The following is a 26,233-nucleotide window of genomic DNA, read 5'->3' as shown; positions in this document are numbered from 1 at the left end:
ATGCCTTTATGCTTAAACGTATCTTTCAAATCTTAGTTTAGTTTCACGCTAAATTAACGCATCGGTTTACAAATTCCAATTGTATAAACTCAAATTTGAATAAACACTATTATGCCAGTAATTATAGATTTATTCAAATTTTGACTGTTTTGTCACCTTGAGCATTGGTTGAAAAGAAATATATTTCTTTGAAAGCACCTTGCAAGGCAAATCGAAAGGTAAAAAGAACATCTCAACTACGCTCGATGTCACAGTTTTTGTTATTACCAGCATAATAGAGTAGAATCGGATTCAAATTCTAAAAATTGGCTAACGTATTAAAGTAATAAACATCAAATTGTGCAATTAACACTTCGCAATTAAGCCCCTAATTTTTAAAGGTTCTTTACGAAATATCTAATTCAAATCCACTATTTTTGTTAAAAACAGAGAAATATGCTAAAAGCTGGTGTTCTTGGTGCAGGTCACCTTGGTAAAATCCATCTCAGACTCCTTAACCAATCTAACAAATATGAGCTTGTTGGCTTCTATGATGCTGACCCAGAAAATGCAAAACGTGTTGTTGATGAATTCGGATATACTTACTTTGATTCTATAGATAAATTAATAGATGCCGTAGATGTTGTAGATATTGTAACTCCAACACTTTCGCATTACGATTGTGCAAAAAAAGCTATAAAAAAAGGAAAACACATTTTTATAGAAAAGCCTATCACCAATACGGTTGAAGAGGCTGAGACTATTAGAACCCTTGTTGCTGAGCATGGTGTAAAAGGTCAGGTTGGCCATGTAGAGCGTTTTAATCCTGCTTTTATTGGTATTAAGGACAAGATAGAAAACCCAATGTTTATTGAAACCCATCGCTTAGCAGAATTTAATCCACGTGGCACAGATGTGCCTGTAGTTTTAGATTTAATGATACATGATATCGATATTATTTTAAGTGTAGTAAATTCGCCTGTAAAACATATTTCGGCAAGCGGAGTTTCGGTTGTTAGTGACACACCAGATATTGCTAATGCACGTATAGAATTTAAAAATGGCTGTGTTGCTAACCTTACAGCAAGTCGGATTTCATTAAAGAATATGCGTAAAACAAGGTTCTTTCAAAAAGATGCTTACATCTCTGTAGATTTTTTAGAAAAAAAATGTGAAGTTGTAAAAATGAAAGATGCACCAGAAAACCCTGGTGATTTTGATATGATTCTACAAAATGCCGAAGGTGTAAAAAAACAAATCTATTTTGACAATCCTGAAATAGAAGACAACAATGCTATTTTAGATGAATTGGAAACCTATGCCGATGCTATTAACAATAACACAAAACCCATTGTAACCCTACATGATGGTACTGAAGCCCTTAGAGTCGCAACTATGATTATTAATCAGTTTTAATTTCCGTGAAAACGGGAATCTCGTGATATAAACTCAAATTATAAATAGATTTCCACTTTCGTGGGAATGAAATAAATTTCAATGAAAAACGTCGCAGTAATCGGAGCAGGAACTATGGGAAATGGTATAGCCCACACGTTTGCGCAATCTGGATTTAAAGTTAATCTTATTGACATTAATGAAGCTTCTTTAGAAAAAGGCATGGCTACCATTGCTAAGAACTTAGATAGAATGGTTGCAAAGGCTAAAATTTCTGAAAAAGATAAACAGGCTACTTTAGGTAATATTTCACCTTGTACTGAAATGACTAAAGGAATTGCTAAAGCAGAACTGGTAGTAGAAGCTGCAACAGAAAATACTGAATTAAAGCTTAAAATTTTTAAACAATTAGACGAACTGTGCAATGAAGCTACAATTTTAGCAACGAATACCTCTTCAATATCAATAACACAAATTGCTGCTGTAACAAAACGACCAGAAAAGGTTATTGGAATGCACTTTATGAATCCCGTACCAATTATGAAATTGGTAGAAATTATTAGAGGCTATAATACGAGTGATGAAGTTACTAACACCATCATGGAATTATCGACCACTTTAGGCAAAACACCTACAGAGGTTAATGACTATCCAGGATTTGTTGCCAATAGGATTCTAATGCCAATGATTAACGAATCCATAGAAACACTTTACAATGGCGTTGCAGGCGTAAAAGAAATAGATACGGTAATGAAATTAGGTATGGCACATCCAATGGGTCCATTACAATTAGCAGATTTTATTGGCTTGGACGTATGTTTATCTATTTTAAATGTGATGTATGATGGCTTTAAAAATCCGAAATATGCACCCTGTCCGCTTCTGGTAAATATGGTTAGAGCTGGTAAGCTGGGAGTAAAATCTGGTGAAGGCTTTTATGATTATTCAGAGAGCAGAAAAGCTGAAAAAATTGCTAAACAATTTTTAAAGTAGACAGTCACAATTCCAATTTTCAGTCTCATCTAATAATGCTAAATGAAAACTGGAACTAATCCTAATAGAATGGCAATAGTAAAACCTTTTAAAGCGGTTAGACCTACAAGAGCAATTGTTGGCTTAGTGGCTGCGCGTCCTTATCAGAGTTATACGGTTGATGAGCGAGAGTCTCGTATGGATTATAACCCTTATAGCTTTTTACATATTGTAAATCCTGGTTATAAATATGCCCAAGAGGTGACTGGGAACGAACGTTACAAGCTTGTTAAGAATCGCTATTTAGAATTTAAAGAAGATGGTGTGTTTATTCAGGATGAAAAACCTAGCTTTTATGTATATAAAATTGTAAACCGCCATGGTCAGGAATTTAATGGTATTATTGCAGCTACCAGCGCAGAGGATTACGAAAGAGACGTCATAAAAAAGCATGAGGATACCATAGCAAAAAGAGAACAAACATTTAAGACTTATCTTAAAACTGTGGGGTTTAATGCAGAACCTGTACTACTCACCTACCCAGATAATACTGTCATTTCAGATATTATAAAAGAAGTTCAAAAAGGTTATGCAGAATTTGAATTTACCATGACCTATAGAGACACACATTACCTTTGGAAGGTAGATGATGAAGTTATTCTCGCTAAAATCGAAGATGAATTTGCAACAATGGAGACCATTTATATTGCAGATGGTCATCATCGTTCGTCTTCATCTTATTTATTATACAAAGACCTAAAGGATAAAAATCCAAATCATAACGGTACGGAATCCTATAACTTCTTTATGTCCTATCTTATACCAGAATCTGATTTAGTTATTCATGAGTTTAATCGTTTGGTTAAGGATTTAAACGGCTTAAGCAAAGAAGCCTTTTTAATAAAATTAGACGAAAACTTCCGCATAGAAAATAGAGGCCAAATACCTTATAACCCTTCTAAACCGCATCATTTTAGTATGTATTTAGATGGTGAATTTTATTCGCTCTATTTAAGAAAAGCCAACTATACATTTAAAACAGCTTTAGATAAACTCGATGCCCAATTGTTGTATAACACCATTCTTAAACCCATTTTAGGTATTGATGATTTACGCAAAAACAATCGTATAGACTACGCAAATGGCAGACACGAAATGATTACTATAAAAAGCAGTGTAGATAGTGGCGATTATAAAGTTGGCTTTGGCATGTGTCCATCCAACGTTCATCAAATGAAACAAATTGCAGACGAAGGCTTAAAAATGCCTCCAAAAAGCACTTACATTCTCCCAAAACTACGCAGTGCAATCACCATTTACGAATATTAACAAAACCTGTTATTCTGTACCTTGGCAAAGAGAGCCACAGAATTGTATTGAAAAATAAAAATATGACTATAAAAGAAAACCTTAATAACATAAAATCTACTCTACCAGAACACGTTACTTTAGTAGCCGTTTCTAAAACCAAACCTATTGAAGATTTAATGCAAGCCTACAATGCCGGCCAGCGCATTTTTGGTGAAAATAAAATTCAGGAAATGGCTGACAAATACGAGCAAATGCCAAAAGATATTCAATGGCACATGATAGGTCATGTGCAACGAAATAAAGTAAAATACATGGCAGAATTTGTAAGTTTAATACATGGTGTGGACAGTTTTAAACTTTTAAAAGAGATTAACAAACAGGCTAAAAAATATGATAGAATTATTGATTGTTTGCTTCAAATTAAAATTGCTGAGGAAGACAGTAAATTTGGTATGTCCGCAATTGATGCCTCTACACTACTTCAGTCCAGTGAGTTTTCAGAATTGCAATATGTCAAGGTGGTTGGCCTAATGGGCATGGCTACCTTCACAGATCGTATGCAGCAGGTAGAAAGTGAGTTCAATTTTTTAAAAACAACGTTTGAAGATTTAAAATCACTTAAAACTAATAACTGTCAACTAAAAACTATATCTATGGGAATGAGCGGAGACTACCAACTAGCTATTAACTGTGGTAGTAACATGGTTAGAGTTGGAAGTAGTATCTTTGGAAAAAGAAGTTGACGTTGAAATCGAAGATGAAGATGAAGATGAAACTAATACCTAATACCTAATACCTAATACCTAATACCTAATTTACGCAATACTAGACATAGAGACCACAGGCGGTAAATATAACGAAGAAGGCATAACGGAAATTGCCATCTACCGTTTTGACGGACATACGGTTACAGATCAGTTTATTTCATTGGTAAATCCTGAGCGCGAAATTCAGCCCTTTGTAGTTAATCTCACAGGTATTAACTCTAACATGCTTAAGACTGCTCCTAAGTTTTACGAGGTTGCTAAGCGCATTATAGAAATCACTGAAGACTGCATAATAGTGGCTCATAATGCAGATTTTGATTATCGAATTCTTAAAACCGAATTTAGCCGTTTAGGATTTTCTTTTAAACGTAAAACGTTATGTAGCGTAGAGCTTTCACAAAAATTAATTCCAAATATGGAATCTTACAGTTTAGGAAAGTTAACACGTGCTCTAGGTATACCTGTTAGCGATAGACACCGAGCTAACGGAGATGCTATGGCAACCGTAAAGCTCTTTAAATTATTATTAAGCAAAGACACAGATAAGACCATTATAAAAAATGCCGTTAGAATTGAGAAAAAATCGAAACTAACTTCAAACCTTAAAACTATTATTGAGGATCTTCCTAGCGAAACAGGCGTGTATTACATACATGATGCTAATGGAAACATTATTTACATCGGAAAAAGTAATAATATAAAGAAACGTATTAACCAGCATTTTACAAATAAAAATTCTAAATCTAAAAAAATTCAAACTTTAGTTTCTGCCGTCACCTACGAAAAAACAGGGAGTGAACTTATTGCGCTTCTTAAAGAAAGTGAAGAAATTAAGGTTAATAAACCGATATTAAACAGAGCGCTAAAACAAAACAAATTTACACAAGGCCTCTATAGCTTTAAGGATGCTAATGGCTATATTAATCTAAGAATTTACCCCATTAAAAAAAACGAAAAACCAATAACCACGTTTACCAACAGAAAAAGTGGCGTTTCGTTTATAGAAAGAATGATTGTAACCTACAACTTATGCCGTAAATTGTGCGGCTTAGATGTATCTGAAACAAGCTGTTTTAATTACGAAATTAAAGAGTGTTTGGGTGCCTGTGTACAAAAAGAAAACTCAAAAGATTATAACCAACGTGCTCAAGCACTTATAGACAAAAATAGTTACGACGCTAAGAATATGGTGTTAATTGATAAAGGACGAACTGTAAATGAAAAAAGTATGGTATTGATTGAAGATGGCCTATTTAAAGGAATTGGCTTTTTTGATCTTAATCACCAGATTACAAATAGAGATATTTTAGAATCCTTAATTACACATATGTCCAATAATAGAGATACACAGCATATTATACAGAGTTATATGAGGAGAAATAAACGACTTAAAGTTATTGAATTAAACGAGTAATTTTACTTTCGTATTTTTAGACCATGGAATCATCAAATACACATTCTTGGCAAAGTAAACTGCATGAAATTATTTATGAAGCAGACACACCTGCAGGTAAACTATTTGATGTTCTACTACTGTTTTTTATTCTTTTGAGTATTGTTTTAGTAATGCTTGAGAGTGTTAATGAGATTGATAAAAAGTATCATGATTTATTGAATATTGGAGAATGGATCGTTACTATACTTTTTACCTTAGAATATATCTTAAGAATTATTTCTGTAAAAAAACCTAAAAAATATATTTTTAGTTTTTATGGTATTATTGATCTTCTCTCTACGCTTCCAAAATATCTTTCATTCTTTATTGTAGGATCGCAAGCCCTAGTTACACTAAGAGCATTACGCCTACTAAGAATTTTTAGAATTTTAAAATTAGCTCGTTACTTAGGCGCGTCTAATCAATTAAAAGAATCAATTATAGCAAGTAGAGTAAAGATTTTAGTTTTTTTATTTGCGGTATTAGTATCTTCCATAATCTTTGGAACTATAATGTATTTAGTTGAAGGAGAAGAAAATGGATTTACCAATATTCCGAAAAGTGTGTATTGGTGTATCGTTACACTCACCACTGTTGGTTTTGGGGATATTGCACCACAAACGGCATTAGGGCAATTTATTACAACCATAATTATGATTTTGGGTTATGGCATTATAGCAGTGCCCACCGGTATAGTCTCTGCTGAATATGCTAAAAGCGCTAATAAAGCTGCTAAAAATAAAGGTGAGGAAGAAATTTATAAAGCAAACGATCTTAAGGCAGATACAAACTCTCAATGTTGTATAAATTGTTTAGCCCAGCATCATCAAGATGATGCACAATTCTGTCATAAATGCGGTTGTAAATTACACCATGACTAAAACGCTTATTTCTATTGTTGGCCCTACTGCTATTGGTAAAACTGCACTAAGTTTAAAATTAGCACAGTATTTTAATTGCGATATTATTTCTGCCGACTCAAGGCAATTTTTTAAAGAAATGAATATTGGTACAGCTGTACCCACTGCGAAAGAATTAAATACCGTTACACATCATTTTATTCAACATAAATCTGTGAAAGAAGACTACACTGTAGGTGACTTTGAGGCAGATGCCATTACTAAGATTGACGCCTTACAACAAACAAACCCAATAGTTATAATGGTTGGTGGCTCTGGACTTTATGTAAAAGCTGTAACCAAAGGTTTAGATACCTTTCCTAATGTAGATAAACAAATACGAAATAACTTAAATGAAAACTTACAAAAGCTAGGAATTGAGACCCTACAAAACCAGCTTAAGACTTTAGACATAACAGCATTTAATACTATTGCAATAGATAATCCTCAACGCTTAATTAGAGCTTTAGAGATTTGTATTGGTACTGGTAAGCCTTATTCTTCGTTTTTAACACACACTGAAAAGAAACGAAACTTTAAAACTCTGTCTATAGGTTTAAATGCTGACCGCTCCATTATTTATGAAAGAATAAATCAGCGTGTAGACCTAATGATTGATAATGGATTAGTAGATGAAGTTAAACGTCTATTACCGTACGAAAATCTTAATGCCTTAAATACCGTAGGTTACAAAGAATTATTTCAATATTTTAAAGGAAATTACACTTTAGAATTTGCAATTTCTGAAATTAAAAAAAACACCAGACGCTTTGCTAAACGCCAAGGGACGTGGTTTAAAAAAGATAAGTCTATAGCTTGGTTTGAGTATACTACGGACTACAAAATTATAATTAGACATATAGAAAAGGCTATAAAAAAATCCGACACATAACGTCGGATTTTCTATGTCTTAGTTTTCACCACCGTTTATGACGAGTCTAAAACCTTCTCCATGTATATTTAAAATTTCTACTTTAGGATCTAGTTTTAGATATTTACGAAGTTTAGCAATATAAACATCCATACTGCGAGATGTAAAGTAATTATCGTCTCTCCATATTTTTGTTAAAGCTAGTTCTCTGGGCATTAAATCATTTTCATGCAATGCTAAAAGTCGTAATAACTCGTTTTCTTTTGGTGAAAGCTTTGTAGGCTCGCCTCCATCAAATTTTAAAAAGCGTAATTTAGAATTAAGATCAAAACGACCTATCTTAAATTCAAACTGTTTACTGTCTGCTACAGAATCTGTTGCCTTACGCTGAATAATAGCTTTTATCTTCATTAATAAGACTTCACTATCAAAGGGTTTATTAAGGTAGTCATCCGCACCAACTTTATAGCCTTTAAGCACATCATCCTTCATTGCCTTTGCAGTTAAAAAGATAATTGGTACATCAGCATTTTTTTCGCGGATTTCTTTAGCTAATGTAAACCCATCTTTGTAAGGCATCATTACGTCTAAAATACAAAGATCATAGTCATCTTTTTTAAACTTTTCAAAACCCTCCATCCCATTTTTAGCGTGTACGACGTCATAGTCGTTCATCATTAAATAATCTTTTAAAACAGTTCCAAAATTTGGATCATCTTCTACTAAGAGAATTTTTTTATTTTGCTCTTCCATAATTTCGCTTTTATGATATTAATGGTAGTTTTATTATAAAAGTGCTACCTTTTCCTTTTTCACTTTCTAATGATATATGACCTTGATGGTCATCTACTATTCGTTTTACGTAAGCCAAACCTAAACCATGTCCTTTAACATTATGGACGTTTCCTGTGTGCTCTCTATAAAATTTCTCAAACACGCGTTTAGCCACTTGTTTACTCATTCCGTTGCCTTTATCAGCAATTTTTAAAATGATATTATTACCAGCATTTTCAGTATAAACATCAATCTTTGGTTCATCGTCAGAATACTTAACAGCATTATCTAAAATATTAACAATTACATTTGTAAAATGCGTTTCATTTGCTAATACTGATGATTCCGCAGCGTTTAAGTGCGTTTTAACATAACCGTTTCTATCTTCTACAATTAACTCTATATGTGTTATAGCATCTACCACTAAGTCGTGTAGTTCTAACCTATCCTTACTAATGTTTAGCTCATTTTTTTCTAATTTAGATATTCTTAACACATTTTCAACTTGGGCATGCATGCGCTTATTCTCATCTTTTATCATCCTTAAATAACGCTTAACTTTATCTTGGTCTGCAATTATTTTAGGATTTTTAATGGCGTCTAATGCTAAATTTATAGTAGCAATAGGTGTTTTAAACTCATGCGTCATATTATTGATAAAATCGGTCTTTATTTGAGAAATCTGTCGCTGCTTTATAAGTTGATAAATTGCACCAGAAAAGGCCAGTATAATTATTCCTGTAAAAATCACTGACAAAAATACCATCCATAATATAGAGGATAATAGATATTTTTTTCGATCCGGAAAATCCACATATAGTGTATAGCCTCCTCTGTTATTGCTATCCATTAAAATTGGTATACCAATAGTAGTTTCTGGATTTTTACTAAAGTTTAATGTCTGAATCTTTGTTGCTAAATCGTCATCGTAAATTGCATACTCAAAATCTAAATCAACACCTTCACTACTTAGCTCATTTTTTAATAAATCTTCTACTTGCCTAGCGGTAACCCTTTTGTATATTGGCACTTCCTTTAATAACTTATTAAAAGACGCTTCATAGGCTTTCATTCTAATCTCTGGCATGTTGGAGAATTCTACAACTCTGGTTTGTGGCTTAGTTGATATTGACAACCCATTACCATCTAAGTTAGAATTACTATAGGACTCGGTAACTAACTCATTTGTAAAATTACTTACATCTATGCTGTCTGCATCAATTTCAAAGAACAATGAGGGCGGTACTTTAAAGCGCTCTTCTAAAACTGTATTTCTGTGGATAATGGTTTTGTCATTAATCTCATCTTGAGCACTAATATACAGTTGTCTTATTATTGTTGAGTCTGGCTCTTTATCATTTACAACATAAGGTTGAATTAAGTTAATATATTTCCTTAATTCATATTCCTTTATATCTCGCGATACATAACTTAATGCACGTGTAACACTAAGTGTAAAATTCTTTTCGCTATCCTCTAAACTATTATTTATAAAAAATGATTGCACAAAGATTATACCAATAAGCGAGAGACTCATTAATATTACCAATAAGATGAATAGCTTTTTGCCCATCGGGCAAATTTAACATTTTAACATTTAGGACAAATTATGTTTAACCTTACATTAACAAAAGACTTTAAAGTAAATCTATTGTCTAATATTTTGAAGAATTTTATTATGTATTGTATAAGCCTGCTTATATGCCTGCTCTAGTTTATTGTTTATTATAACAAAATCGGACTGCTTTTCTTTCTCTTCATCAGATAGTTGATTATTCATAATTGCTAAGACTCTATCTTCTGTTACATTGTCTCGTTCTATAACCCGTTTTATTCTATTAGATTTATCAGCAATTACAGTAATTATAAAATGGTATTGATCTTCTAACTTATTTTCAAAAATAATCGCAGCTTCTTTAATGACGTAAGGAGCCTTTTGCTTTTTTAACCATCGTTTAAAATGCAACGCGACTTTAGGGTGTACAATAGCATTCATTTTAGACAATAAGGTCTTATCTATAAATATCTTTGATGCTAAATAATCTCTATTTAAACCTTTATCAGTATAGGCGTCTTCCCCAAATAGTGTTATAAGCTTTCTTTTAATTACTTTAGATCTATTCATTAAAGCCTTGGCTTCATCATCTGCGATATAAATAGGAATACCTATTGAGTTAAAATATTTGCCTATTGTGGTTTTTCCACTACCTATTCCTCCCGTAAGACCTACAATTATCATACTATAATTTAATAAAATCTATTCGTTTTTGTTTTATGCTCACACGTTTTACAAAGTTTGGTTTTTTTACAATTTCTGGCACTAAAAAATCTAAATTAGTTTTAGACTGGGCATAGTTGCATTGTACAACAAAATCCGTATGTTTTATTTTATTATAGTCCTCTAAATTAACATAATAGGATAACATAACTGTCTTTGGAAAATAATTTATTGCTACACTACTTGGTTTATTAATGATAGTAATAGGCACCTCCATTTTACCTTCTGTAAAGCGCTTTACTTCACCAAATACCGTAACTTTTTCTGGATATACTTTTATAGCGCTAGGAACTTCTATTGATAACTCTTCGTTAATATCCGTTTTAACATCCTGTAAATTTAGTGGTTGTGTATAAAGCACACCGATTTGTTTAATATCCTCTATAGCACCAACAACTTTTACACTATCACTATTTAGTTTATACTTATCTAAAACATCATAGCCTGTTGCAAAATTTACCTTAGATTTTAATACTAAAGGCACATATTTAGAGGCGCTCATAGAATACGGTAACACTAGCGTATCTGGTTTTATTGATAATATATCTATGGTAGTGCCTAATTGATCTTCAATAAGATATTTTGTTTTTTGTACGCTTAAATTAAAACCATGCCTTTGTTGTAAGACATCTTTTTTAGAATCTAAATAAATGGTATGTTTATTATTGAATAAAAATCTTAATAACGTAAATCCTTTAGCTTCAATTATAGCATCTAATGTGTTAAGAGAGTCATTTATTAATATAATTTCATCGTCTAAATTTACGAGGCTAATATGTAACTTTAAATCTTGTTTATAATCATTTGAAAGTTTAGAAATTATTAAGAATACAAAGGCAATAGATATAAAAATACCAAATCGTTTTAGGTCTCTCTTTTTTAGATTTTTTAGTGCTTTATTTGAATTCTGTTTAATCATTTTTTAAAAAATAGCTTTGGAAACGTTTGTTCGGGATCTTTGTGTAAAATACCGATATTCCACGTAGATTTTAAAAATCCATACCCATATCCCACAAACTGTACTAAAATAGCAAATATAGATTGAAATGCTATGCTAAAACTCTTAGTAGACACTAAAGCTAAAACAAAGGCTATTAAAAAGTAAACACCATAAAAAAGCATAATTAAACTTGTGAAAAATGTACTCATAAATGCCACTAACAATCCTAAACTAAAAAGCGTTGGAAACCAATAAACTAAACTCTTAGACCGTGGATGCCATGTATTTAAAATAGGTCTTACCATACCAAATTTATAGACTTGGTTATAAAACTTAGACCACGATATACGCCGTTTATGATACACAAATGCGCTAGAAATTAATGCAGACTTATAGCCTAAGGCGTTAAGTCTTAATGATAAATCTGGATCTTCGCCTGGGTGAATGCGTCCAAATCCGCCAGATTCTAAAAAAGCCTCCTTAGATAATCCCATATTAAAACTTCTGGGCTGAAAATTTTCAATTTGGTTTTTACCACCTCTTATACCTCCGGTAGTAATGAATGAGGTCATTGAAAAATTTATGGCTTTTTGTAAAGAAGTGAATGAGTTATGTGCTGCATCTGGCCCACCAAAATAATCGTAATATGTGGTATCTAAAAATGAATAAACCGCTTTTAAATAATGAGTAGGCATAATAACATCAGAATCTAATATTATAAAATAATTACCCTTTGCTCTGTGCATTCCAAAATTCCTAGAGCTTCCCGGACCTGTATTCTCTTTAAAATAATAAGATACATTTAAGTTCTCACTAAAGGAATCTACCACGTCTTTAGAGGTTATTTTGGAGCCGTCTTCTACAATCACAATTTCATAGTTATAATTTCCTTCTAGCGTTAAAAAACTACTCAAAAGCTCCTTTATCTCTTCGGGTCTGTTATATACTGGTATTATAAATGAAACTAGCAAATCCGTCATAATTACAAAAGTAGTAAAGCTAAAAAGAAAAGCCACCGAATAGAAGGTAGCTTTTTTAATTTGTGTGTATTCTATACTTAAATCCTAAATAACTTGGATGGACTCTGTTAGTTATTGGAGCAAAAAAAGAGCCGTTAAAAACGGCTCTTTTATTTAGAATATTATCATTTTATTGCTTAATTATTCTAATGGTTTGGACAGTACTAGCAATTGTAACCTTAACAAAATAAGCGCCGGATTGTAAGCCTGACATGTCTAAATTACTATCTACACTGTTAGGATTGGCTCTTAATACTTCTTGTCCTAGCATATTATACATTGTTACATGCTCAATGGTATTTTGAGCATTTAATGTTAATGTATTTTTTACTGGATTAGGATAGTATGTAAAAGCAACTCTATTTTCAACCTCATCTGTTGATAAGGCATTAGCACTTACCTCAAATCCACCAACATGAAAATCATAATCCTCTGCATCATCAACTGCACCATCGGAGCCAAAAAACGCAAACTGTACTGTACCAGACATAGCACTTAAATCTGCTACATAATTTGTACCCGTAACAGCTGGCTGATTACCAACATTCCATGTCGTTAAGTTGGTCCATGTTACTCCATTATCATTTGTCATTAACAACTGCACTTCGTCATCAGAACCCATTGTATCTTCAGCTGTAGTCGTACCACTAAATGCATAGTTAGTAACTGCAACATTCACTAAAAGACCTACCGATCCTAATGCATCTAAATCAAAAGACGGACTTAATAACCATTCTCTATCAATACTTTGCCATAAATTTATAGCATTACTGCTAATAACATTACCATCAGCATCTTCGTAAGCTCTATTTTCTCTCCAATCTGATGCTCCAAGTCCCATAGGACCATCGGCTACTTCTCCAGAACCAGCTTCGTTCCAACAATCATCTGGTACATTAACCGACATATCTGCTGTATACTCTGCTGAAACTTCCGAGCAAGTAGTCGCAAAAGATACGGGACCAACCCAAATACTTGTATCTCCACCACAAATTGCTCTTACATAAAGTTCGTAATCATTTTGCTCTACTAACCCTGTAATAGCTAACGGATTATCCATAGTTGCTGCTACTGTAGGTGTACCCGTTGCTGAACCGCCATTAGTTATATCTACCAGTTCTACATCCCACATGGTAGCTGTTCCATTTTCTGTCCAACTAAAACTTGCAGAGGTGGCTGTTATTGAATTAACCATTAAATCTGAAGGTTCTACACAAGCTGGTATCGTCTCAACGACAACATCATCTATATATAATCTCCACCCATCTAAACCTCCCGGCGGAACTCTCCAAGCAATATTTACATCGCCTGTATATGTAGATAAATCTATTGTTAATTCGGTACTCTCACCATTATCAATATCAACATCGTCATAAGTTGCTAAAGGCAAAATTGTATTTGTAAATGATGCTACATCTGTACCAGAAGTAGATAATAACACTTCAAAATCATTCGGTTCACCAGTAGATTGTAAACTATATTTAAATCTTAATCTTTCATTTCCTGTGAGTGTTATAGCTGGTGAGATTAACCAGTCATCATTATTCCCAGCATTAAAGTCTGTAGTAAGTGCTGCGTTTTCATCTCCTGAAATTACATCTAATGTATAGTTGGTATTCCACGCATCAGCATCACCATTTTCATTAAGTATTGTCCAACAATTTTCTGTTGTAGAGGTACTATCAAAAGTCTCGGTGAATGGAATATCAAATGCATTACATGCCGTGGAGAATGTAAAAGGGCCAACCCAATCAGACGTACCATCTCCGCCACAATTCGCTCTAACATAGTACTCATAGGTGTTATTATCAGATAAACCCATTACTGTGTATGGATTACTTACGCCAGTAACTGTAGGAGTTCCTGTTACGGTTTCCATTGCTGTTATATCTACGATTTCAATATCCCAAACTGTAGCTGTACCGTTTTCTGACCAGCTTAAATCAGCAGTTTCAGAAGTTATATTTACAACATCTAACATGGATGGTTGAGTACAAGCTGGTAATTCATTAAAACTTACATCATCAATAGCTATGTCATCATCAAAATCATTAGTAGTTGGTTCTGTAAATCCAAATCTAACTTGCACAGGACCTGTAATTGTAAATGCACTAATATCTATAGTCTGTAGCTCCCAACCTGTTGTATTTGAATTGTATGTTCCTACGTTATTCCATGCAGCACCATCCCAAACCTCAACATCTAACTGAGAATTCGCAGAATCTTCTGCATCACTAATTAAATAAAAACTTAAAGCTGGTGTTGTTAAACCAGAAACATCTACTAAAGGACTTGTTAAAACCGCATTAGCTTGATTACCACTTGCATCCGCATACGCGTAAAAGCCGTTCGATACTGTTGAGCCTGTAATTACCCCAGAATTACCAACATGGTCTCCACCATCATCATCATATAACCAGTTTTCATCACCAGAATCAGTCCAACAATTTGGTCTATTTCCAGCATTTTCAAAATCTTCTGTAAAAGGAGCTGTAAATGCTGCACAAGCTGTTCTAAAGGCAAACGGCCCAACCCATCCGCTTGTACCATCGGCACCACAGTCTGCTCTTACATAAAATTCATAGTCATTATTATCTACTAATCCCATGACTGTATAAGGATTGTTCACACCCGAAACAGTAGGCATACCTGTTGCGGTTTCCATTGCTGTTACATCAACAATTTCAATGTCCCAAACTGTAGCTGTACCGTTTTCTGTCCAGCTTAGGTCAGCAGTTGTAGAACTTATATTAGATACTGTTAAGTCCGAAGGGTCTACACAAGCAGGTGGTGGCGCACAAGTCACTGCAGCTTCCCATCCTTCTCTGGTTACAGAACCATCTGATGTAAATACAAATGTTAAACATCCACTAGCGTCAGTAGAGCTTATGGTCATACCTTGTAAATCTCCAGATCCATTTGGTGTGGCGTCATCTCTATCCCAACACCAAACAGTACCGCCTGCTGGTGGGTTTATAGTAGGTGCAGTTGTATCTGATCCGTTATAAATTGTTAAACCATCCCAACATGCGGTTCCGTTATTCTCTGTTGAGAAAAAACTAAAATCTACATATACTACATCTCCTGAATTTCCTGAAGTAGGACAAATAGTATAAGTAATATTTTCGTTTGTGGCATAATCTGCATCATTACCTCCAGAATCCGTGAAGCTATTACCACAATCTAAATTCTCTTGAGCATTAATAGTAAATGCTAAGAGCAGTAAAGTAAATAAAAATAAAGTATTTTTTTTCATAAAAAAATATGTTTAAGTTAGTATTTACTAAAAATATGTTAATTAATTACAAATAAAAGAAGGAAAAGGTGCAAATCGTTCAAAAGAGTAAAACAACGATGAAATACAAATTTTATTAAGAGTATATCCCATAAAAAAAACGCCAAACATATTTATGTTTAACGCTTTTCATATTTTAATGTGTTTTTTATTATTGCTGATCTATAAACGCATCCATAACTGCATCGCTCACACCCATATTACTAAATCCGCCGTCGTTATATAGGTTTTGTAAAGTAACGCGTTTGGTTAAATCACTAAAAAGTGTTACTGTATAATTGGCACAATCCATAGCAGTAGCATTTCCTAAAGGAGACATCTTCTCTGCGTAAGCTATAAAACCGTCAAAGCCTTTTACTCCACTACCTGCAGTTGTAGGAGTCGGTGACTGGGAAATGGTATTTACTCTTACATTTTTATCTCTGCCGAAGAAATAACCAAAACTACGAGCAATACTTTCTAAATAGGCCTTATTATCTGCCATATCGTTGTAATCTGGAAACACACGTTGTGCAGCCATGTAAGTTAATGCTACAATGCTCCCCCATTCATTCATAGCATCTGCTTTGTATAAGGTTTGCATTACTTTATGAAAAGACATTGCTGAAACGTCTGTTCCTTTTTGAGTCCAATCATATTTTTGATCTGTATAAGACCTTCCTTTTCGAACATTAATGGACATACCTATAGAATGTAAGACAAAATCTAATTTGCCACCTAAAATCTCCATAGATTTTTCTACCAAATTTTGTAAATCTTCTTCTGATGTTGCATCGGCAGGAATAATCTGCGACCCTGTTTTTTCTGCTAAGTCATTAATTTGGCCCATACGCATAGCTACTGGCGCATTAGTTAATACAAATTCTCCTCCTTCTTCATGAACGCGTTCTGCGGTTTTCCAGGCGATTGAATTTTCATCAAGTGCTCCAAAAATAATTCCTTTTTTCCCCTTAAGTAAGTTATACATAGTGTGTTATTTTTTTAGTCAGTTTTATTGTCGTAAATATACTATTAATTCAATAATTGCTTAGCGTGCGCCATAGCAGATTCTGTTATATCTGCACCACCTAGCATTTGAGCTATTTCTACAATACGCGCGTCCTCATCTAAGCATTTAAGCTGTGTTTGTGTAATATTATTGTCTTCAGTTTTAAAAACCTTAAAATGAGAACTTCCTTTAGCCGCTATCTGCGGAAGATGTGTTATTGTAAATACTTGCATTTTTTGGCTCATATGTTTCATAATATCTCCCATTTTATTGGATATTTCGCCAGAGACACCAGTATCTATTTCATCAAACATTATGGATGGCAATTGTATGTACTCAGATAATATAGACTTTATGGCTAACATAATCCTAGAGAGCTCACCACCAGATGCAGATTTCTTTAATTCGTTAAAATTAGAGCCTTTATTTGCCATAAAACGGAACTGTAATTGATCCATTCCATTTGCGGAGAAATCTTTGTTGGCCTCTAGCTCTATTTTAAATTTAGCATTGGGCATACCTAAGGCTGATATTAATGTTTCTAATTTATTGGTTAACACAGGAATGATTTGTTTTCGCTTCTTACTGATTTTTGAAGCCAAATTAATTAGCGAATTTCGCAAAGCTAAAATTTCTCCTTCTTTTTCAGCAATAGTTGCGTCTAGTATCTCCGTACTAGAGACTTTAGATTCTAATTCTTCCTTTAACAGTACTAAATCTTTAATAGTATGAACTGAATGCTTCTGAAATAAATTATTAATGATTTGCAGTTGGCCACTAACCTGTTCTAACTCTTGAGGGTCTGATGATAATTGTTCGTCTAGACCATCTAACTCCGCTACAATATCGTCTAATTCAATACTTATGCTTAATAATCTTTCTTGTAAGGATTCATAGGGTTTTCCGTAATTTACAATTCTGCTTAATTCTTGTTTTGCAGTATTTAATTGATCCATTACCCCTTGGTCTTCCCTATTTAGAATGGTCTTTACGTTACTAAGCTTATCTCCAATTTCTTCAATATTATTAAGTTGCTCGTATTGTGCTTCTAAAACTTCGAGATTAATAGACTGAAGATTTATTTCATTTAATTCCTTGGTTAAAAATAGGTTATAATCGTATTCCTTAATCAAATTAGCTTTAGAAGCTTTTAATTGCTCTAAATCCTGTTGTAATAATTTATAAGTTTTAAGCTGTTCTGCATATCCCTTTAAGCTGTCTTTATTATCTGCAAGTGCATCTATGACTTTAAATTGATATTCGTTTTCAACAAGTTGTTGTGTTTGTTGTTGAGAGTGTATATCTATTAAATAAAAACTTAATTTTGCTAAGCTATCTAACGTAGTTGGTGTATCATTAATAAAAGCACGCGATTTACCGGATGGCAAAATCTCTCGTCTTACTATAGTCTGCACGTCATAATCTAAATCTAAGGTCGCAAAAACCGATTTTAAGTCGTAGTGCGCCACATCAAAAACTGCTTCAATAATACATTTTTCGTCTTTACTTTTTATTTGACTTAGATCTGCACGTTTACCAAGTACTAAAGATAAACCACCTAAAAGAATAGATTTACCTGCACCTGTTTCGCCCGTAATTATGGTTAGCCCATTGCTGAACTGAACGTTGAGTTCATCAATAAGTGCATAGTTTTTTATGTATAATGAGGTAAGCAAAAGTGAAAAATTAATACTACAAAAATATAGATTCTGACCGAAGTGTTGACTAAAAAAGAAAAATAAAAGCCTAATTAAAACTTAATATTACGCCACTTTTGAGAATGCATTGGTGCAATACGATTTAATATATCAATAGCATCGGTAATATTAACACTTGGACCACCAGAGAGTATATCCGTTATCTCATCTGATTTAGCATCAAAAAACACTCTTAGTAAATACGAATTTGGTCGTCTACTATGAATTTTTTGCAGTTCGTTAAGTGTAGAAATAATTTGAATTTTTCCTTTTTTAGAATTGTCTGCCATTATATCTAAACCTCCCATATGATAATTATAAGTCGTAGACCTAATCTCTTTAAATGTAGGTGATAATAAATTATCTATTAAGGCAAAACGCGATTGTAAACCGTCTTCTAATTTCCAGCCTTGTCCGTTTAGTTGTTGTGAGTAATTAGCAATAGTTTGGGCTTGAGCAAAATATTCATCACCACCATTAAGTACAAATGAATCGGCGTCTATACCTAATATCATATAAACATGAAAGGTTAAAACGGAAATTAAATTAGACTCAAACTGTTGCGGATTGTATACTAAATTTTGAAACTCTAAATATTGAAAATTAAAATCTCTATCGTTATAGTTATAAATAGGCGAGCTATATGTAGAATTATAAATTGGTCTAGAAGAAGATATTTGGAGTGTAGCATTAAAACTATCGTTCTCATAGCTACTTACGTTAATTACCATGCTACAATTAATGCGTTCTTGTAAGCCAAAAGACTTTTCGGTCCACTTAGTATTATTTATAAACTCGCTTAATTGCTTCTCTAAAGTTTTAAAGACAACGTTATTATCATTTCCGGTTTGCTGAGCAATAACAGAAACCGTACAATTTAGTTCCTGAGAAAAAATAATTGTAGAGACTAACAGTGCTACTATTAAAAGTATGTTACGCATAAAATTGTTTTAATATCTGTTGCATTAAATCATTAGCAACTTCTGTTTTAGATTTTAACTTATGCTCTATAACGTCTTTAGATGCTGTTATAAATGTAACCTTATTTGTGGACACACCAAAACCAGCACCTTTGTCTTGTAGAGAATTTAATACTATTAAATCTAAATTCTTAGCAATTAACTTTCCCTTAGCATGTTCTAATGCATTGTTAGTTTCTAAAGCAAACCCTACTAAAAATTGTTTATTCTTAATTTCACCTAAGGATTTAAGAATGTCTTTCGTTTTTTCTAACTCAATACTAAACGTTGCAGTCTTCTTTTTTATTTTATTTTCTGCTACAGTTTTTGGCCTGTAATCTGCAACAGCTGCCGATAATATGGCAATATCTGTATTGCTGTAGTGTTTATGTACTTCTTGGTACATATCTTCTGCGCTGACCACTGGTTTAACCGTTATAAGGTTATGATTTACTTTTTGATGTGTTGGCCCAGAAACTAAAACAACCTCAGCACCAAGGTTTGCAGCTGCTTTAGCAATTGCAAAACCCATTTTTCCGCTAGAGTGATTTCCTATAAAACGTACAGGATCTAAGGCTTCGTAAGTTGGCCCTGCTGTTATTAATATCTTTTTACCATGCAATGGTAATTGATTAAGGCAATCTTTTTCTATAAAACTAATTATAGCTTCTGGCTCAGCCATACGACCTTCTCCCACTAAGCCACTTGCCAGTTCTCCTGTGCCAGCTGGTATCATCTTATTGCCATAAGACGCTAATTTTTTAAATGAGGTTTTTGTGGACGCATGCTTGTACATATCTAAGTCCATGGCAGGCGCAAAATATACAGGGCACTTTGCTGACAGATACGTTGCTAATAAAATATTGTCGCATACACCATTAGCCATTTTTGCCAGCGTATTAGCTGTTGCAGGTGCTATAACAAAATAATCGGCCCAAAGTCCTAATTCTACATGATTGTTCCATACGCCAGTGTCATCCTCTTCATCTACAAATGATGAATAGACCGGGTTTTTGGATAGCGTGGAAAGTGTAAGTGGAGTTATAAAATCCTTAGAAGCAGGCGTCATAACGACCTTAACGTTAGCGCCTGCCTTTATAAACAATCTGACTAAACTAGCAGATTTATATGCAGCTATACCAGCAGTAATGCCTAATAAAATATTTTTGTCTTTAATTATAGACATTAAGATTAGTCCTGAGTATCCTCAGTATTTCTATGATAAATTTTATCATCTAACCACTCTTTAACAGCTAAAGCATGTGGCTTGGGTAACTTTTCGTAAAACTTAGATACTTCTATCTGTTCTTTGTTTTCAAAAACTTCTTCGAGACTATCATTGTATGTTGCAAACTCTTCGAGTTTGTCAATTAACTCGCGTCTAATATCTGTATTTATTTGTTCTGCACGTTTAGCAATTACCGAGATTGCTTCATAAATATTATCTGTAGGAGCATCCAACTCATTTCTATTGTAAGTTACTGTGCTTACAGGTGCATCTGTTTTTTTTAAATCCATCTTTATAGTGATTAACTTTTAGTACTAAATGTATCTAATTCTTTTTGTAATTCTTCTTTCATTCTATCAGCGTCGGAGATAAACTCAGAATCTGGATAGGATTTTTTAAGCGCCTTATAATATGCAATAGCATCGGTAAGTCGCTGCTCCTTTAATTCGTTTATACTGCGCATAGCAAGATTATAGGATGCGTCTAATCTATAGAACATGGCCTCATTTCTTAAGGTTGTACCAGGAAACTGAAATAAAAAGTTATTAAACGATTTAATAGAGGCTTTGTAGTCCCTAATTAAATCATATTGTCTTGCTATTTCAAAAGCCTTTTTTTCTAATTTAAAATCTAATTCTTTTACCAGTGTATTAGCTTCTGATAAGAATTTAGAATTAGGATAATTATTGACAAAAAGTTGTAATTTTTCTATAGCCTCAACCGTCTCTTTTTGTTCTTTAGAGTATACTGGAGAAATGTGATAAAATCCTTTTGCGCCATAAAATGCTGCTTCCTCGGCCTTTTCACTTTGCGGATAAATGTTTGTGAATTTATCAAAGTGATAGCTTGCTTCGTAATATAGCTTCATTTGATAAAGAGCCATGGCATGCATAAACGTCAACTTCTCTGCTTGTGGCTTCCCTCTATACTTCGGTAATATTTGGTCAAATAAACGCTTTGCTTTGCTAAACTTACCCGCTTCGTATAGATCTGTTGCAAATTTAAACTTCTCTGCAGTATCTTCTGACTTTAAAGCTTTTTGAAAATCGCTGCAAGACACCAATAGTATTATGGTAAATAGAATGTACGTTACGTTCTTCATATTATATAAACAGTGGGCAAAAGTACACATAATAAACGGATTTTGAAAACTAAAATTAAGCTCGAAAATACGCTTTACTGTTTACCTTAAATATACTTTTAATTAAGTTTAACTTTTCCTAAATCCGTGAGTGCAGCCTTTATTTTTGTTTTGAGTTGATCTGTAGCTTCTACTAATGGCAATCTAACGTTAGCCTTAGATATCTCTAAAACTTCTAAAACAGACTTTATACCTGCTGGGTTATTCTCAGCAAATATAAGACCTGTAATTGGCATTAAATCAAAATGCAGTTTATAAGCTTCTTTAGCTTTACCTGCAATACCTAAACGAATCATTTCGCTAAATTCTTTAGGTAGACCCTGTCCTATAACAGAAATAACACCAGATCCGCCTGCCAAGGCAACACCAAGCGCTAAATCATCATCTCCAGATAATATTAAAAAATCTTTTGGCTTTGTTCTTAACAATTCTAGGTATTGATGCACATTATTACCAGCTTCCTTAACCGCAATGATATTATCAAAATCATTGGCCAATCTTAGGGTTGTCTCTACCTCAATGTTTTTAGAGGTTCTACCTGGTACATTATACAAAATTATTGGCTTAGGAGAAGCTTCTGACACCGCCTTAAAATGCTGATAAATACCTTCTTGTGTTGGTTTGCTGTAATATGGTGACACTGATAAAATAGCATCTATATCTGCTAAATCTGTAGATATTATTTCGTTAACGACACTGGCCGTATTATTACCTCCTATCCCTAACACTAAAGGTAATCTACCATTATTAACTTTAGTGATAAATTGTACAAGCTCAGTCTTTTCTTGGGCAGTAACGGTAACACTTTCGCCAGTGGTTCCACTAATGACTAAATATTCTGTTCCGTTCTCAATATTATATTCAATTAAACGCTCAAGGGCTTCAAAATCTATACTTAAATCCTTTTTAAAAGGAGTAATTAATGCAACACCAGTGCCAATAAATTGGTTCATTATAATTTGTTTAAAATGTTAAGATATTTTTTTAATTCTGTTTTAAATAATTCTATTTCCGTTGGATTTACATCTATAAATAAATCGTACATACGCTCATCTGCTCTACTCAATCCAACCTTAAAATTAGCTTTAGAAATTGCTGTTACTAAATTTAATTCTAAAACGTCTTTTTTGTAATAACTTATTAAAATATCGTAGTCTTCTTTTACAAAAGTTTCTAAGTCGATATTATTTAGCTTTCCTTTCCATCCAAAATCTTTTGGACTAAAATAGGTTTCCCATTGACTAGATTCAAACTTATCATCTTTAGTAAAAGCAATTATTTTATGCTTTGGAGAGGTTAAGTTTAATTCCTTTAAATAGTTTCTAAATACGTCAAAATCATCAAATTCATCGGCATTAAGCAAAACACCAACTGTCTTTAACTTGTTGTTTGGGATGGCTTGTTTAGGCGCATCCAACAATTGGTTAACAAACTTTCGATTGGATTTTTCTTTAAAAGCTTTTAAAATCATTTATCTTTAGCTAGTGTGCAAATTTAGTAAAAGCACACTGATTTTTTTGTGATCTAACCATAAGTTATTCAATGCATATTAAATATATTTTTAAGCTCCTTTTTTTAGTCTTTATCGTTTCTTGCAATAAAACACACAAACTCACCAAAATAAAAGCGGAACGATTAGAGATTAACGAAACTTTATCTAAAAATGCAACTGTTGAAAATTTTATTAAACCCTATAGAGCAAACGTCAATAAAAATTTAGACAGTATTATTTCTTTTGCTTTAGACACTTACTCTAAAACGGATGGTGATTACAACACCGCTATTGGTAATTTAATGGCAGATGCCGTTTTTACAGAAAGTGATCCTATTTTTTATTTAAGGACAGGGCAACATTTAGATTTTGCACTCCTAAACCATGGTGGTATTAGAGCACCAATTTCTAAAGGTGCTATTAGAATAAGAACTGCTTTTGAAATTATGCCTTTTGAAAATTCTGTAGTTATAGTAGCTTTAAAAGGTGAACAAATCATTAAAATGACAGAATACCTTTCTCAGTATGGTAAAGCGCATCCTATTTCTAATCAGTTTCAACTCATACTTAATGCTGATTCCACGATCTATTCTGCCACAGTCAACGGAAATAACATAGATGAAAGTAAAATTTATTATGTAGCAACCAATGACTACTTATATAATGGAGGTAATCAAATGACTTTTTTTCATCCTAACGATGGCCTCTATGTTTTAGATTATAAAATACGTAATGTACTTATCGATTATTTTAAAAAAAACGACACCATAAATCCTAAGCGAGATAATCGTTTTATCATGAAAACTAAATAACCGTTATGAAACGAATACTATTTATAAAACAAGCTACTTCAGCTACAGTGGCGCTTGGTTTAAGCGGACTAAATTTACAGTCTTTTTCTAATACCACTAAAAAAATAACCATATTACATACCAATGATGTACATAGCCATATAGACCCATTTGGCCATCAACATAGTAAAAACCCAAATAAAGGAGGTATTGCCAGACGCGCAACCTTAGTAGACGCTATTAGAAATGAAAACCCTAACACCTTGTTGCTAGATGCTGGCGATATTTTTCAAGGTACTCCTTATTTTAATTACTACGGTGGCGAACTAGAATTTAAATTAATGAGTATGTTAAAATATGATTTAGCCACCATTGGCAATCACGATTTTGATAATGGTATAGAGGGCTTACATGCACAGTTACCACATGCTAAATTCGATTTTGTTTCTGCAAATTACGATTTCACTAATACAGTTTTAGATGGCCTCGTAAAACCCTATAAAACCTTTTTAAAAGACGGTATTAAAATAGGTGTTTTTGGACTTGGCATTAAGTTACAAGGACTCGTTGACAAAACTATGTACAAAGAAACGAGTTACAACCACCCAATAGAAATAGCGCAAGACCTGTCTAAAATCCTAAAGGAGGATGAGCTATGCGATTTAGTAATTTGCCTCTCTCATATTGGCTATTATTATAAAGACCAACCCAAACGTGTTTGTGATTTAAACCTCGCTAAGGCTACCAAAAATATAGATTTGATAATAGGAGGGCATACACATACGTTTTTACCAAAACCAACAGTAGAACAAAATAGTGAAGGACAAAAGGTGCTTATCAATCAGGTTGGAGCTTATGGCCTTTATTTAGGTAAAGTAGATTTTTACTTTGAAGACGGGAAAAAAACACAAAGCGAAGGCACACAGATAATAGTATAACCACTTAAAAATAGTACTGCAGTAGTTTTATTAATACCTAGAACGCTTTGAGCAGGTTCCATTTTTGCATTCCCTTTAATAACAGATGTAATACCAAGGCATAACCCAAGTAGAAATTGAGGTAAATGAAGATAAACGGGCTTTGTGTCAAATGACAGTAATAACAGGTGCCTTTAGGCTTAATTCTGCACTCGAAGCATAAAAACATTTCCTTAATTTGAATAAGATTAGCTTAAGCTTCCCTAAAATCTTCCTCCAAATACATTGGCTCAGGACCTGTGCAACGATGTTGAGATTGCAAATAAAAGAACACAAAAGCTACAACGTATAATAATGAATACATAAAAACTAAAACATCATCTTCTAAGGTATAAAAATAAGCCCATTGTATAATTTCCGAAAAAACTAAACAAATTGAACCTAATAAAAGTAACATGGATTTACTATTATTTCTAAACATATAATTAATAAGAACTACGGAGAGTAGAAGCATTATAACAGCATTATATGCAAACTCCAAGATATAATCAAAACTAGTAAACTCGTTTTTAGAAGTATTTGTAACTAACGTAACACAGAAGATATCTAATACTAAAAGAACAATAATAGGCATCGTAAATTTAAAAAAAACAACCTTAAAATTAAGCCTATATAGGACCTTAGTGATTAATAGCAAATACGCTGTCATAAACAGTATATTAGTGCTGTAATATGAATAGTCACTGCCATCGCCAGAGAGGAGTTGTATTTTATAAGACAGATAGTCTTGGCTCAACGCTAATGAAAATAGCAATAAAAACCCAAAAAATAATCTCGATTTATATTTTGTATATGTGCCATATAAAATGCTAAGCACTATTAACAGTAGAGCACTGACAGCTCTACCTTCATCGAAAAAAGCAAAAAATTGAAGTACAATATACGTAATTCCCAAAAGCAATGCTAATGCTTCTAAGCTTCTTTTTATAATCATCATTAATTAATCCCTTATTAATGAGACGAATATATAATGATTTCATAAATAAACGATAAAATTATCTTATTAATCGTTTAAATGTATTTTT

At 33.1% G+C, this 26,233-nt stretch carries 24 protein-coding genes; 9 read left to right on the top strand and 15 right to left on the bottom strand.

Annotated features, from left to right (window positions below; genetic code table 11):
- Nucleotides 1-435: 435 nt before the first annotated feature.
- The 7 genes from Q0800_RS03700 (at nt 436) to miaA (ending at nt 7,650) form a co-directional block, all read left to right on the top strand.
- Nucleotides 436-1,395 carry a Gfo/Idh/MocA family oxidoreductase gene (locus Q0800_RS03700; protein WP_299127740.1) on the top strand — a complete coding sequence of 320 codons (960 nt, stop codon included), beginning with the start codon at nt 436-438 and terminating at the stop codon, nt 1,393-1,395.
- An 81-nt stretch (nt 1,396-1,476) separates the two neighbouring features.
- Entirely contained in the window at nt 1,477-2,367 is an 891-nt protein-coding gene (locus Q0800_RS03695; RefSeq protein WP_299127739.1) for a 3-hydroxybutyryl-CoA dehydrogenase, read from the top strand.
- Between the two features lie 69 nt (nt 2,368-2,436).
- Entirely contained in the window at nt 2,437-3,675 is a 1,239-nt protein-coding gene (locus tag Q0800_RS03690; RefSeq protein WP_299127744.1) for a DUF1015 domain-containing protein, read from the top strand.
- Nucleotides 3,676-3,737: 62 nt separating this feature from the next.
- Nucleotides 3,738-4,400, top strand: coding sequence for a YggS family pyridoxal phosphate-dependent enzyme (locus Q0800_RS03685; protein ID WP_299127738.1), 663 nt, complete (start codon nt 3,738-3,740; stop codon nt 4,398-4,400).
- Between the two features lie 70 nt (nt 4,401-4,470).
- Nucleotides 4,471-5,838 carry an exonuclease domain-containing protein gene (locus tag Q0800_RS03680; protein ID WP_299127743.1) on the top strand — a complete coding sequence of 456 codons (1,368 nt, stop codon included), beginning with the start codon at nt 4,471-4,473 and terminating at the stop codon, nt 5,836-5,838.
- Between the two features lie 23 nt (nt 5,839-5,861).
- A complete protein-coding gene (locus Q0800_RS03675) occupies nt 5,862-6,740 on the top strand; it encodes an ion transporter (protein ID WP_299127737.1) in 879 nt (292 codons plus the stop codon).
- Nucleotides 6,691-7,650, top strand: a complete 960-nt coding sequence (miaA, locus tag Q0800_RS03670; protein WP_299127736.1) for a tRNA (adenosine(37)-N6)-dimethylallyltransferase MiaA — start codon at nt 6,691-6,693, stop codon at nt 7,648-7,650. The genes Q0800_RS03675 and miaA overlap by 50 nt, the downstream gene beginning before the upstream one ends.
- An 18-nt stretch (nt 7,651-7,668) precedes the next feature.
- On the opposite strand, the gene Q0800_RS03665 is transcribed toward miaA, so the two are convergent.
- The 14 genes from Q0800_RS03665 to Q0800_RS03600 form a co-directional block, all read right to left on the bottom strand.
- Entirely contained in the window at nt 7,669-8,382 is a 714-nt protein-coding gene (locus Q0800_RS03665) for a response regulator transcription factor (protein WP_299127735.1), read from the bottom strand.
- A 10-nt stretch (nt 8,383-8,392) separates the two neighbouring features.
- Nucleotides 8,393-9,976, bottom strand: a complete 1,584-nt coding sequence (locus tag Q0800_RS03660; RefSeq protein ID WP_299127734.1) for a HAMP domain-containing sensor histidine kinase — start codon at nt 9,974-9,976, stop codon at nt 8,393-8,395.
- Between the two features lie 75 nt (nt 9,977-10,051).
- On the bottom strand, nt 10,052-10,642 hold the full coding sequence (gene coaE / locus Q0800_RS03655) for a dephospho-CoA kinase (RefSeq protein WP_299127733.1): 591 nt from the start codon (nt 10,640-10,642) through the stop codon (nt 10,052-10,054).
- Nucleotide 10,643: 1 nt separating this feature from the next.
- Nucleotides 10,644-11,600 (bottom strand): hypothetical protein, encoded by a 957-nt coding sequence (locus tag Q0800_RS03650; RefSeq protein ID WP_299127732.1) that lies wholly within the window; start codon nt 11,598-11,600, stop codon nt 10,644-10,646.
- On the bottom strand, nt 11,597-12,601 hold the full coding sequence (locus Q0800_RS03645) for a glycosyltransferase (RefSeq protein WP_299127730.1): 1,005 nt from the start codon (nt 12,599-12,601) through the stop codon (nt 11,597-11,599). Before Q0800_RS03645 ends, Q0800_RS03650 begins: the two co-directional genes overlap by 4 nt.
- 169 nt (nt 12,602-12,770) lie before the next feature.
- Nucleotides 12,771-15,896 (bottom strand): choice-of-anchor J domain-containing protein, encoded by a 3,126-nt coding sequence (locus tag Q0800_RS03640; RefSeq protein WP_299127728.1) that lies wholly within the window; start codon nt 15,894-15,896, stop codon nt 12,771-12,773.
- Nucleotides 15,897-16,086: 190 nt separating this feature from the next.
- On the bottom strand, nt 16,087-16,902 hold the full coding sequence (locus Q0800_RS03635) for an SDR family oxidoreductase (protein ID WP_299127726.1): 816 nt from the start codon (nt 16,900-16,902) through the stop codon (nt 16,087-16,089).
- Between the two features lie 44 nt (nt 16,903-16,946).
- Nucleotides 16,947-18,599 carry a DNA repair protein RecN gene (gene recN, locus Q0800_RS03630; RefSeq protein ID WP_299127724.1) on the bottom strand — a complete coding sequence of 551 codons (1,653 nt, stop codon included), beginning with the start codon at nt 18,597-18,599 and terminating at the stop codon, nt 16,947-16,949.
- A gap of 74 nt (nt 18,600-18,673) precedes the next feature.
- The gene (locus Q0800_RS03625) at nt 18,674-19,561 is read right to left on the bottom strand and encodes a DUF4835 family protein (protein WP_299127722.1); all 888 of its coding nucleotides are present in this window, start codon (nt 19,559-19,561) and stop codon (nt 18,674-18,676) included.
- The gene (coaBC, locus tag Q0800_RS03620; protein WP_299127721.1) at nt 19,554-20,765 is read right to left on the bottom strand and encodes a bifunctional phosphopantothenoylcysteine decarboxylase/phosphopantothenate--cysteine ligase CoaBC; all 1,212 of its coding nucleotides are present in this window, start codon (nt 20,763-20,765) and stop codon (nt 19,554-19,556) included. Before coaBC ends, Q0800_RS03625 begins: the two co-directional genes overlap by 8 nt.
- Before the next feature lie 5 nt (nt 20,766-20,770).
- Entirely contained in the window at nt 20,771-21,097 is a 327-nt protein-coding gene (locus tag Q0800_RS03615) for a DNA-directed RNA polymerase subunit omega (RefSeq protein WP_299127719.1), read from the bottom strand.
- An 11-nt stretch (nt 21,098-21,108) separates the two neighbouring features.
- Complete coding sequence (gene bamD, locus Q0800_RS03610; RefSeq protein WP_299127717.1) at nt 21,109-21,909, bottom strand: outer membrane protein assembly factor BamD; 801 nt, start codon at nt 21,907-21,909, stop codon at nt 21,109-21,111.
- Between the two features lie 98 nt (nt 21,910-22,007).
- Nucleotides 22,008-22,901, bottom strand: a complete 894-nt coding sequence (gene dapA / locus Q0800_RS03605) for a 4-hydroxy-tetrahydrodipicolinate synthase (RefSeq protein ID WP_299127715.1) — start codon at nt 22,899-22,901, stop codon at nt 22,008-22,010.
- Nucleotides 22,901-23,419 (bottom strand): hypothetical protein, encoded by a 519-nt coding sequence (locus Q0800_RS03600; protein WP_299127713.1) that lies wholly within the window; start codon nt 23,417-23,419, stop codon nt 22,901-22,903. Before Q0800_RS03600 ends, dapA begins: the two co-directional genes overlap by 1 nt.
- A 71-nt stretch (nt 23,420-23,490) precedes the next feature.
- On the opposite strand from Q0800_RS03600, the gene Q0800_RS03595 reads away from it, so the two are divergent.
- Together Q0800_RS03595 and Q0800_RS03590 are read left to right on the top strand one after the other, a co-directional pair.
- A complete protein-coding gene (locus Q0800_RS03595; RefSeq protein ID WP_299127711.1) occupies nt 23,491-24,252 on the top strand; it encodes a 5'-nucleotidase in 762 nt (253 codons plus the stop codon).
- Nucleotides 24,253-24,257: 5 nt separating this feature from the next.
- On the top strand, nt 24,258-25,169 hold the full coding sequence (locus Q0800_RS03590; protein WP_299127709.1) for a metallophosphatase: 912 nt from the start codon (nt 24,258-24,260) through the stop codon (nt 25,167-25,169).
- 232 nt (nt 25,170-25,401) lie between these two features.
- Here the strand turns inward: Q0800_RS03590 and Q0800_RS03585 are convergent, their stop codons facing one another.
- Entirely contained in the window at nt 25,402-26,145 is a 744-nt protein-coding gene (locus Q0800_RS03585; protein WP_299127707.1) for a hypothetical protein, read from the bottom strand.
- Nucleotides 26,146-26,233: the final 88 nt, after the last annotated feature.

Origin of the sequence: uncultured Winogradskyella sp. (assembly GCF_937958655.1) — a bacterium.
Lineage (GTDB): Bacteria > Bacteroidota > Bacteroidia > Flavobacteriales > Flavobacteriaceae > Winogradskyella.
The sequence above is the reverse complement of the archived record's forward strand: the minus strand, read 5'-3'. Positions and strand labels throughout refer to the sequence as shown.

What these genes read in the sequence shown, in the direction of transcription:
- Q0800_RS03700 (WP_299127740.1), top strand. Translation starts at nt 436, where the DNA reads ATGCTAAAAGCTGGTGTTCTTGGTGCAGGTCACCTTGGTAAAATCCAT.
- Q0800_RS03695 (WP_299127739.1), top strand. Translation starts at nt 1,477, where the DNA reads ATGAAAAACGTCGCAGTAATCGGAGCAGGAACTATGGGAAATGGTATA.
- Q0800_RS03690 (WP_299127744.1), top strand. Translation starts at nt 2,437, where the DNA reads ATGGCAATAGTAAAACCTTTTAAAGCGGTTAGACCTACAAGAGCAATT.
- Q0800_RS03685 (WP_299127738.1), top strand. Translation starts at nt 3,738, where the DNA reads ATGACTATAAAAGAAAACCTTAATAACATAAAATCTACTCTACCAGAA.
- Q0800_RS03675 (WP_299127737.1), top strand. Translation starts at nt 5,862, where the DNA reads ATGGAATCATCAAATACACATTCTTGGCAAAGTAAACTGCATGAAATT.
- miaA (WP_299127736.1), top strand. Translation starts at nt 6,691, where the DNA reads ATGATGCACAATTCTGTCATAAATGCGGTTGTAAATTACACCATGACT.
- Q0800_RS03665 (WP_299127735.1), bottom strand. Translation starts at nt 8,382, where the DNA reads ATGGAAGAGCAAAATAAAAAAATTCTCTTAGTAGAAGATGATCCAAAT.
- Q0800_RS03660 (WP_299127734.1), bottom strand. Translation starts at nt 9,976, where the DNA reads ATGGGCAAAAAGCTATTCATCTTATTGGTAATATTAATGAGTCTCTCG.
- coaE (WP_299127733.1), bottom strand. Translation starts at nt 10,642, where the DNA reads ATGATAATTGTAGGTCTTACGGGAGGAATAGGTAGTGGAAAAACCACA.
- Q0800_RS03650 (WP_299127732.1), bottom strand. Translation starts at nt 11,600, where the DNA reads ATGATTAAACAGAATTCAAATAAAGCACTAAAAAATCTAAAAAAGAGA.
- Q0800_RS03645 (WP_299127730.1), bottom strand. Translation starts at nt 12,601, where the DNA reads ATGACGGATTTGCTAGTTTCATTTATAATACCAGTATATAACAGACCC.
- Q0800_RS03640 (WP_299127728.1), bottom strand. Translation starts at nt 15,896, where the DNA reads ATGAAAAAAAATACTTTATTTTTATTTACTTTACTGCTCTTAGCATTT.
- Q0800_RS03635 (WP_299127726.1), bottom strand. Translation starts at nt 16,902, where the DNA reads ATGTATAACTTACTTAAGGGGAAAAAAGGAATTATTTTTGGAGCACTT.
- Q0800_RS03625 (WP_299127722.1), bottom strand. Translation starts at nt 19,561, where the DNA reads ATGCGTAACATACTTTTAATAGTAGCACTGTTAGTCTCTACAATTATT.
- coaBC (WP_299127721.1), bottom strand. Translation starts at nt 20,765, where the DNA reads ATGTCTATAATTAAAGACAAAAATATTTTATTAGGCATTACTGCTGGT.
- Q0800_RS03615 (WP_299127719.1), bottom strand. Translation starts at nt 21,097, where the DNA reads ATGGATTTAAAAAAAACAGATGCACCTGTAAGCACAGTAACTTACAAT.
- bamD (WP_299127717.1), bottom strand. Translation starts at nt 21,909, where the DNA reads ATGAAGAACGTAACGTACATTCTATTTACCATAATACTATTGGTGTCT.
- dapA (WP_299127715.1), bottom strand. Translation starts at nt 22,901, where the DNA reads ATGAACCAATTTATTGGCACTGGTGTTGCATTAATTACTCCTTTTAAA.
- Q0800_RS03600 (WP_299127713.1), bottom strand. Translation starts at nt 23,419, where the DNA reads ATGATTTTAAAAGCTTTTAAAGAAAAATCCAATCGAAAGTTTGTTAAC.
- Q0800_RS03595 (WP_299127711.1), top strand. Translation starts at nt 23,491, where the DNA reads ATGCATATTAAATATATTTTTAAGCTCCTTTTTTTAGTCTTTATCGTT.
- Q0800_RS03590 (WP_299127709.1), top strand. Translation starts at nt 24,258, where the DNA reads ATGAAACGAATACTATTTATAAAACAAGCTACTTCAGCTACAGTGGCG.
- Q0800_RS03585 (WP_299127707.1), bottom strand. Translation starts at nt 26,145, where the DNA reads ATGATGATTATAAAAAGAAGCTTAGAAGCATTAGCATTGCTTTTGGGA.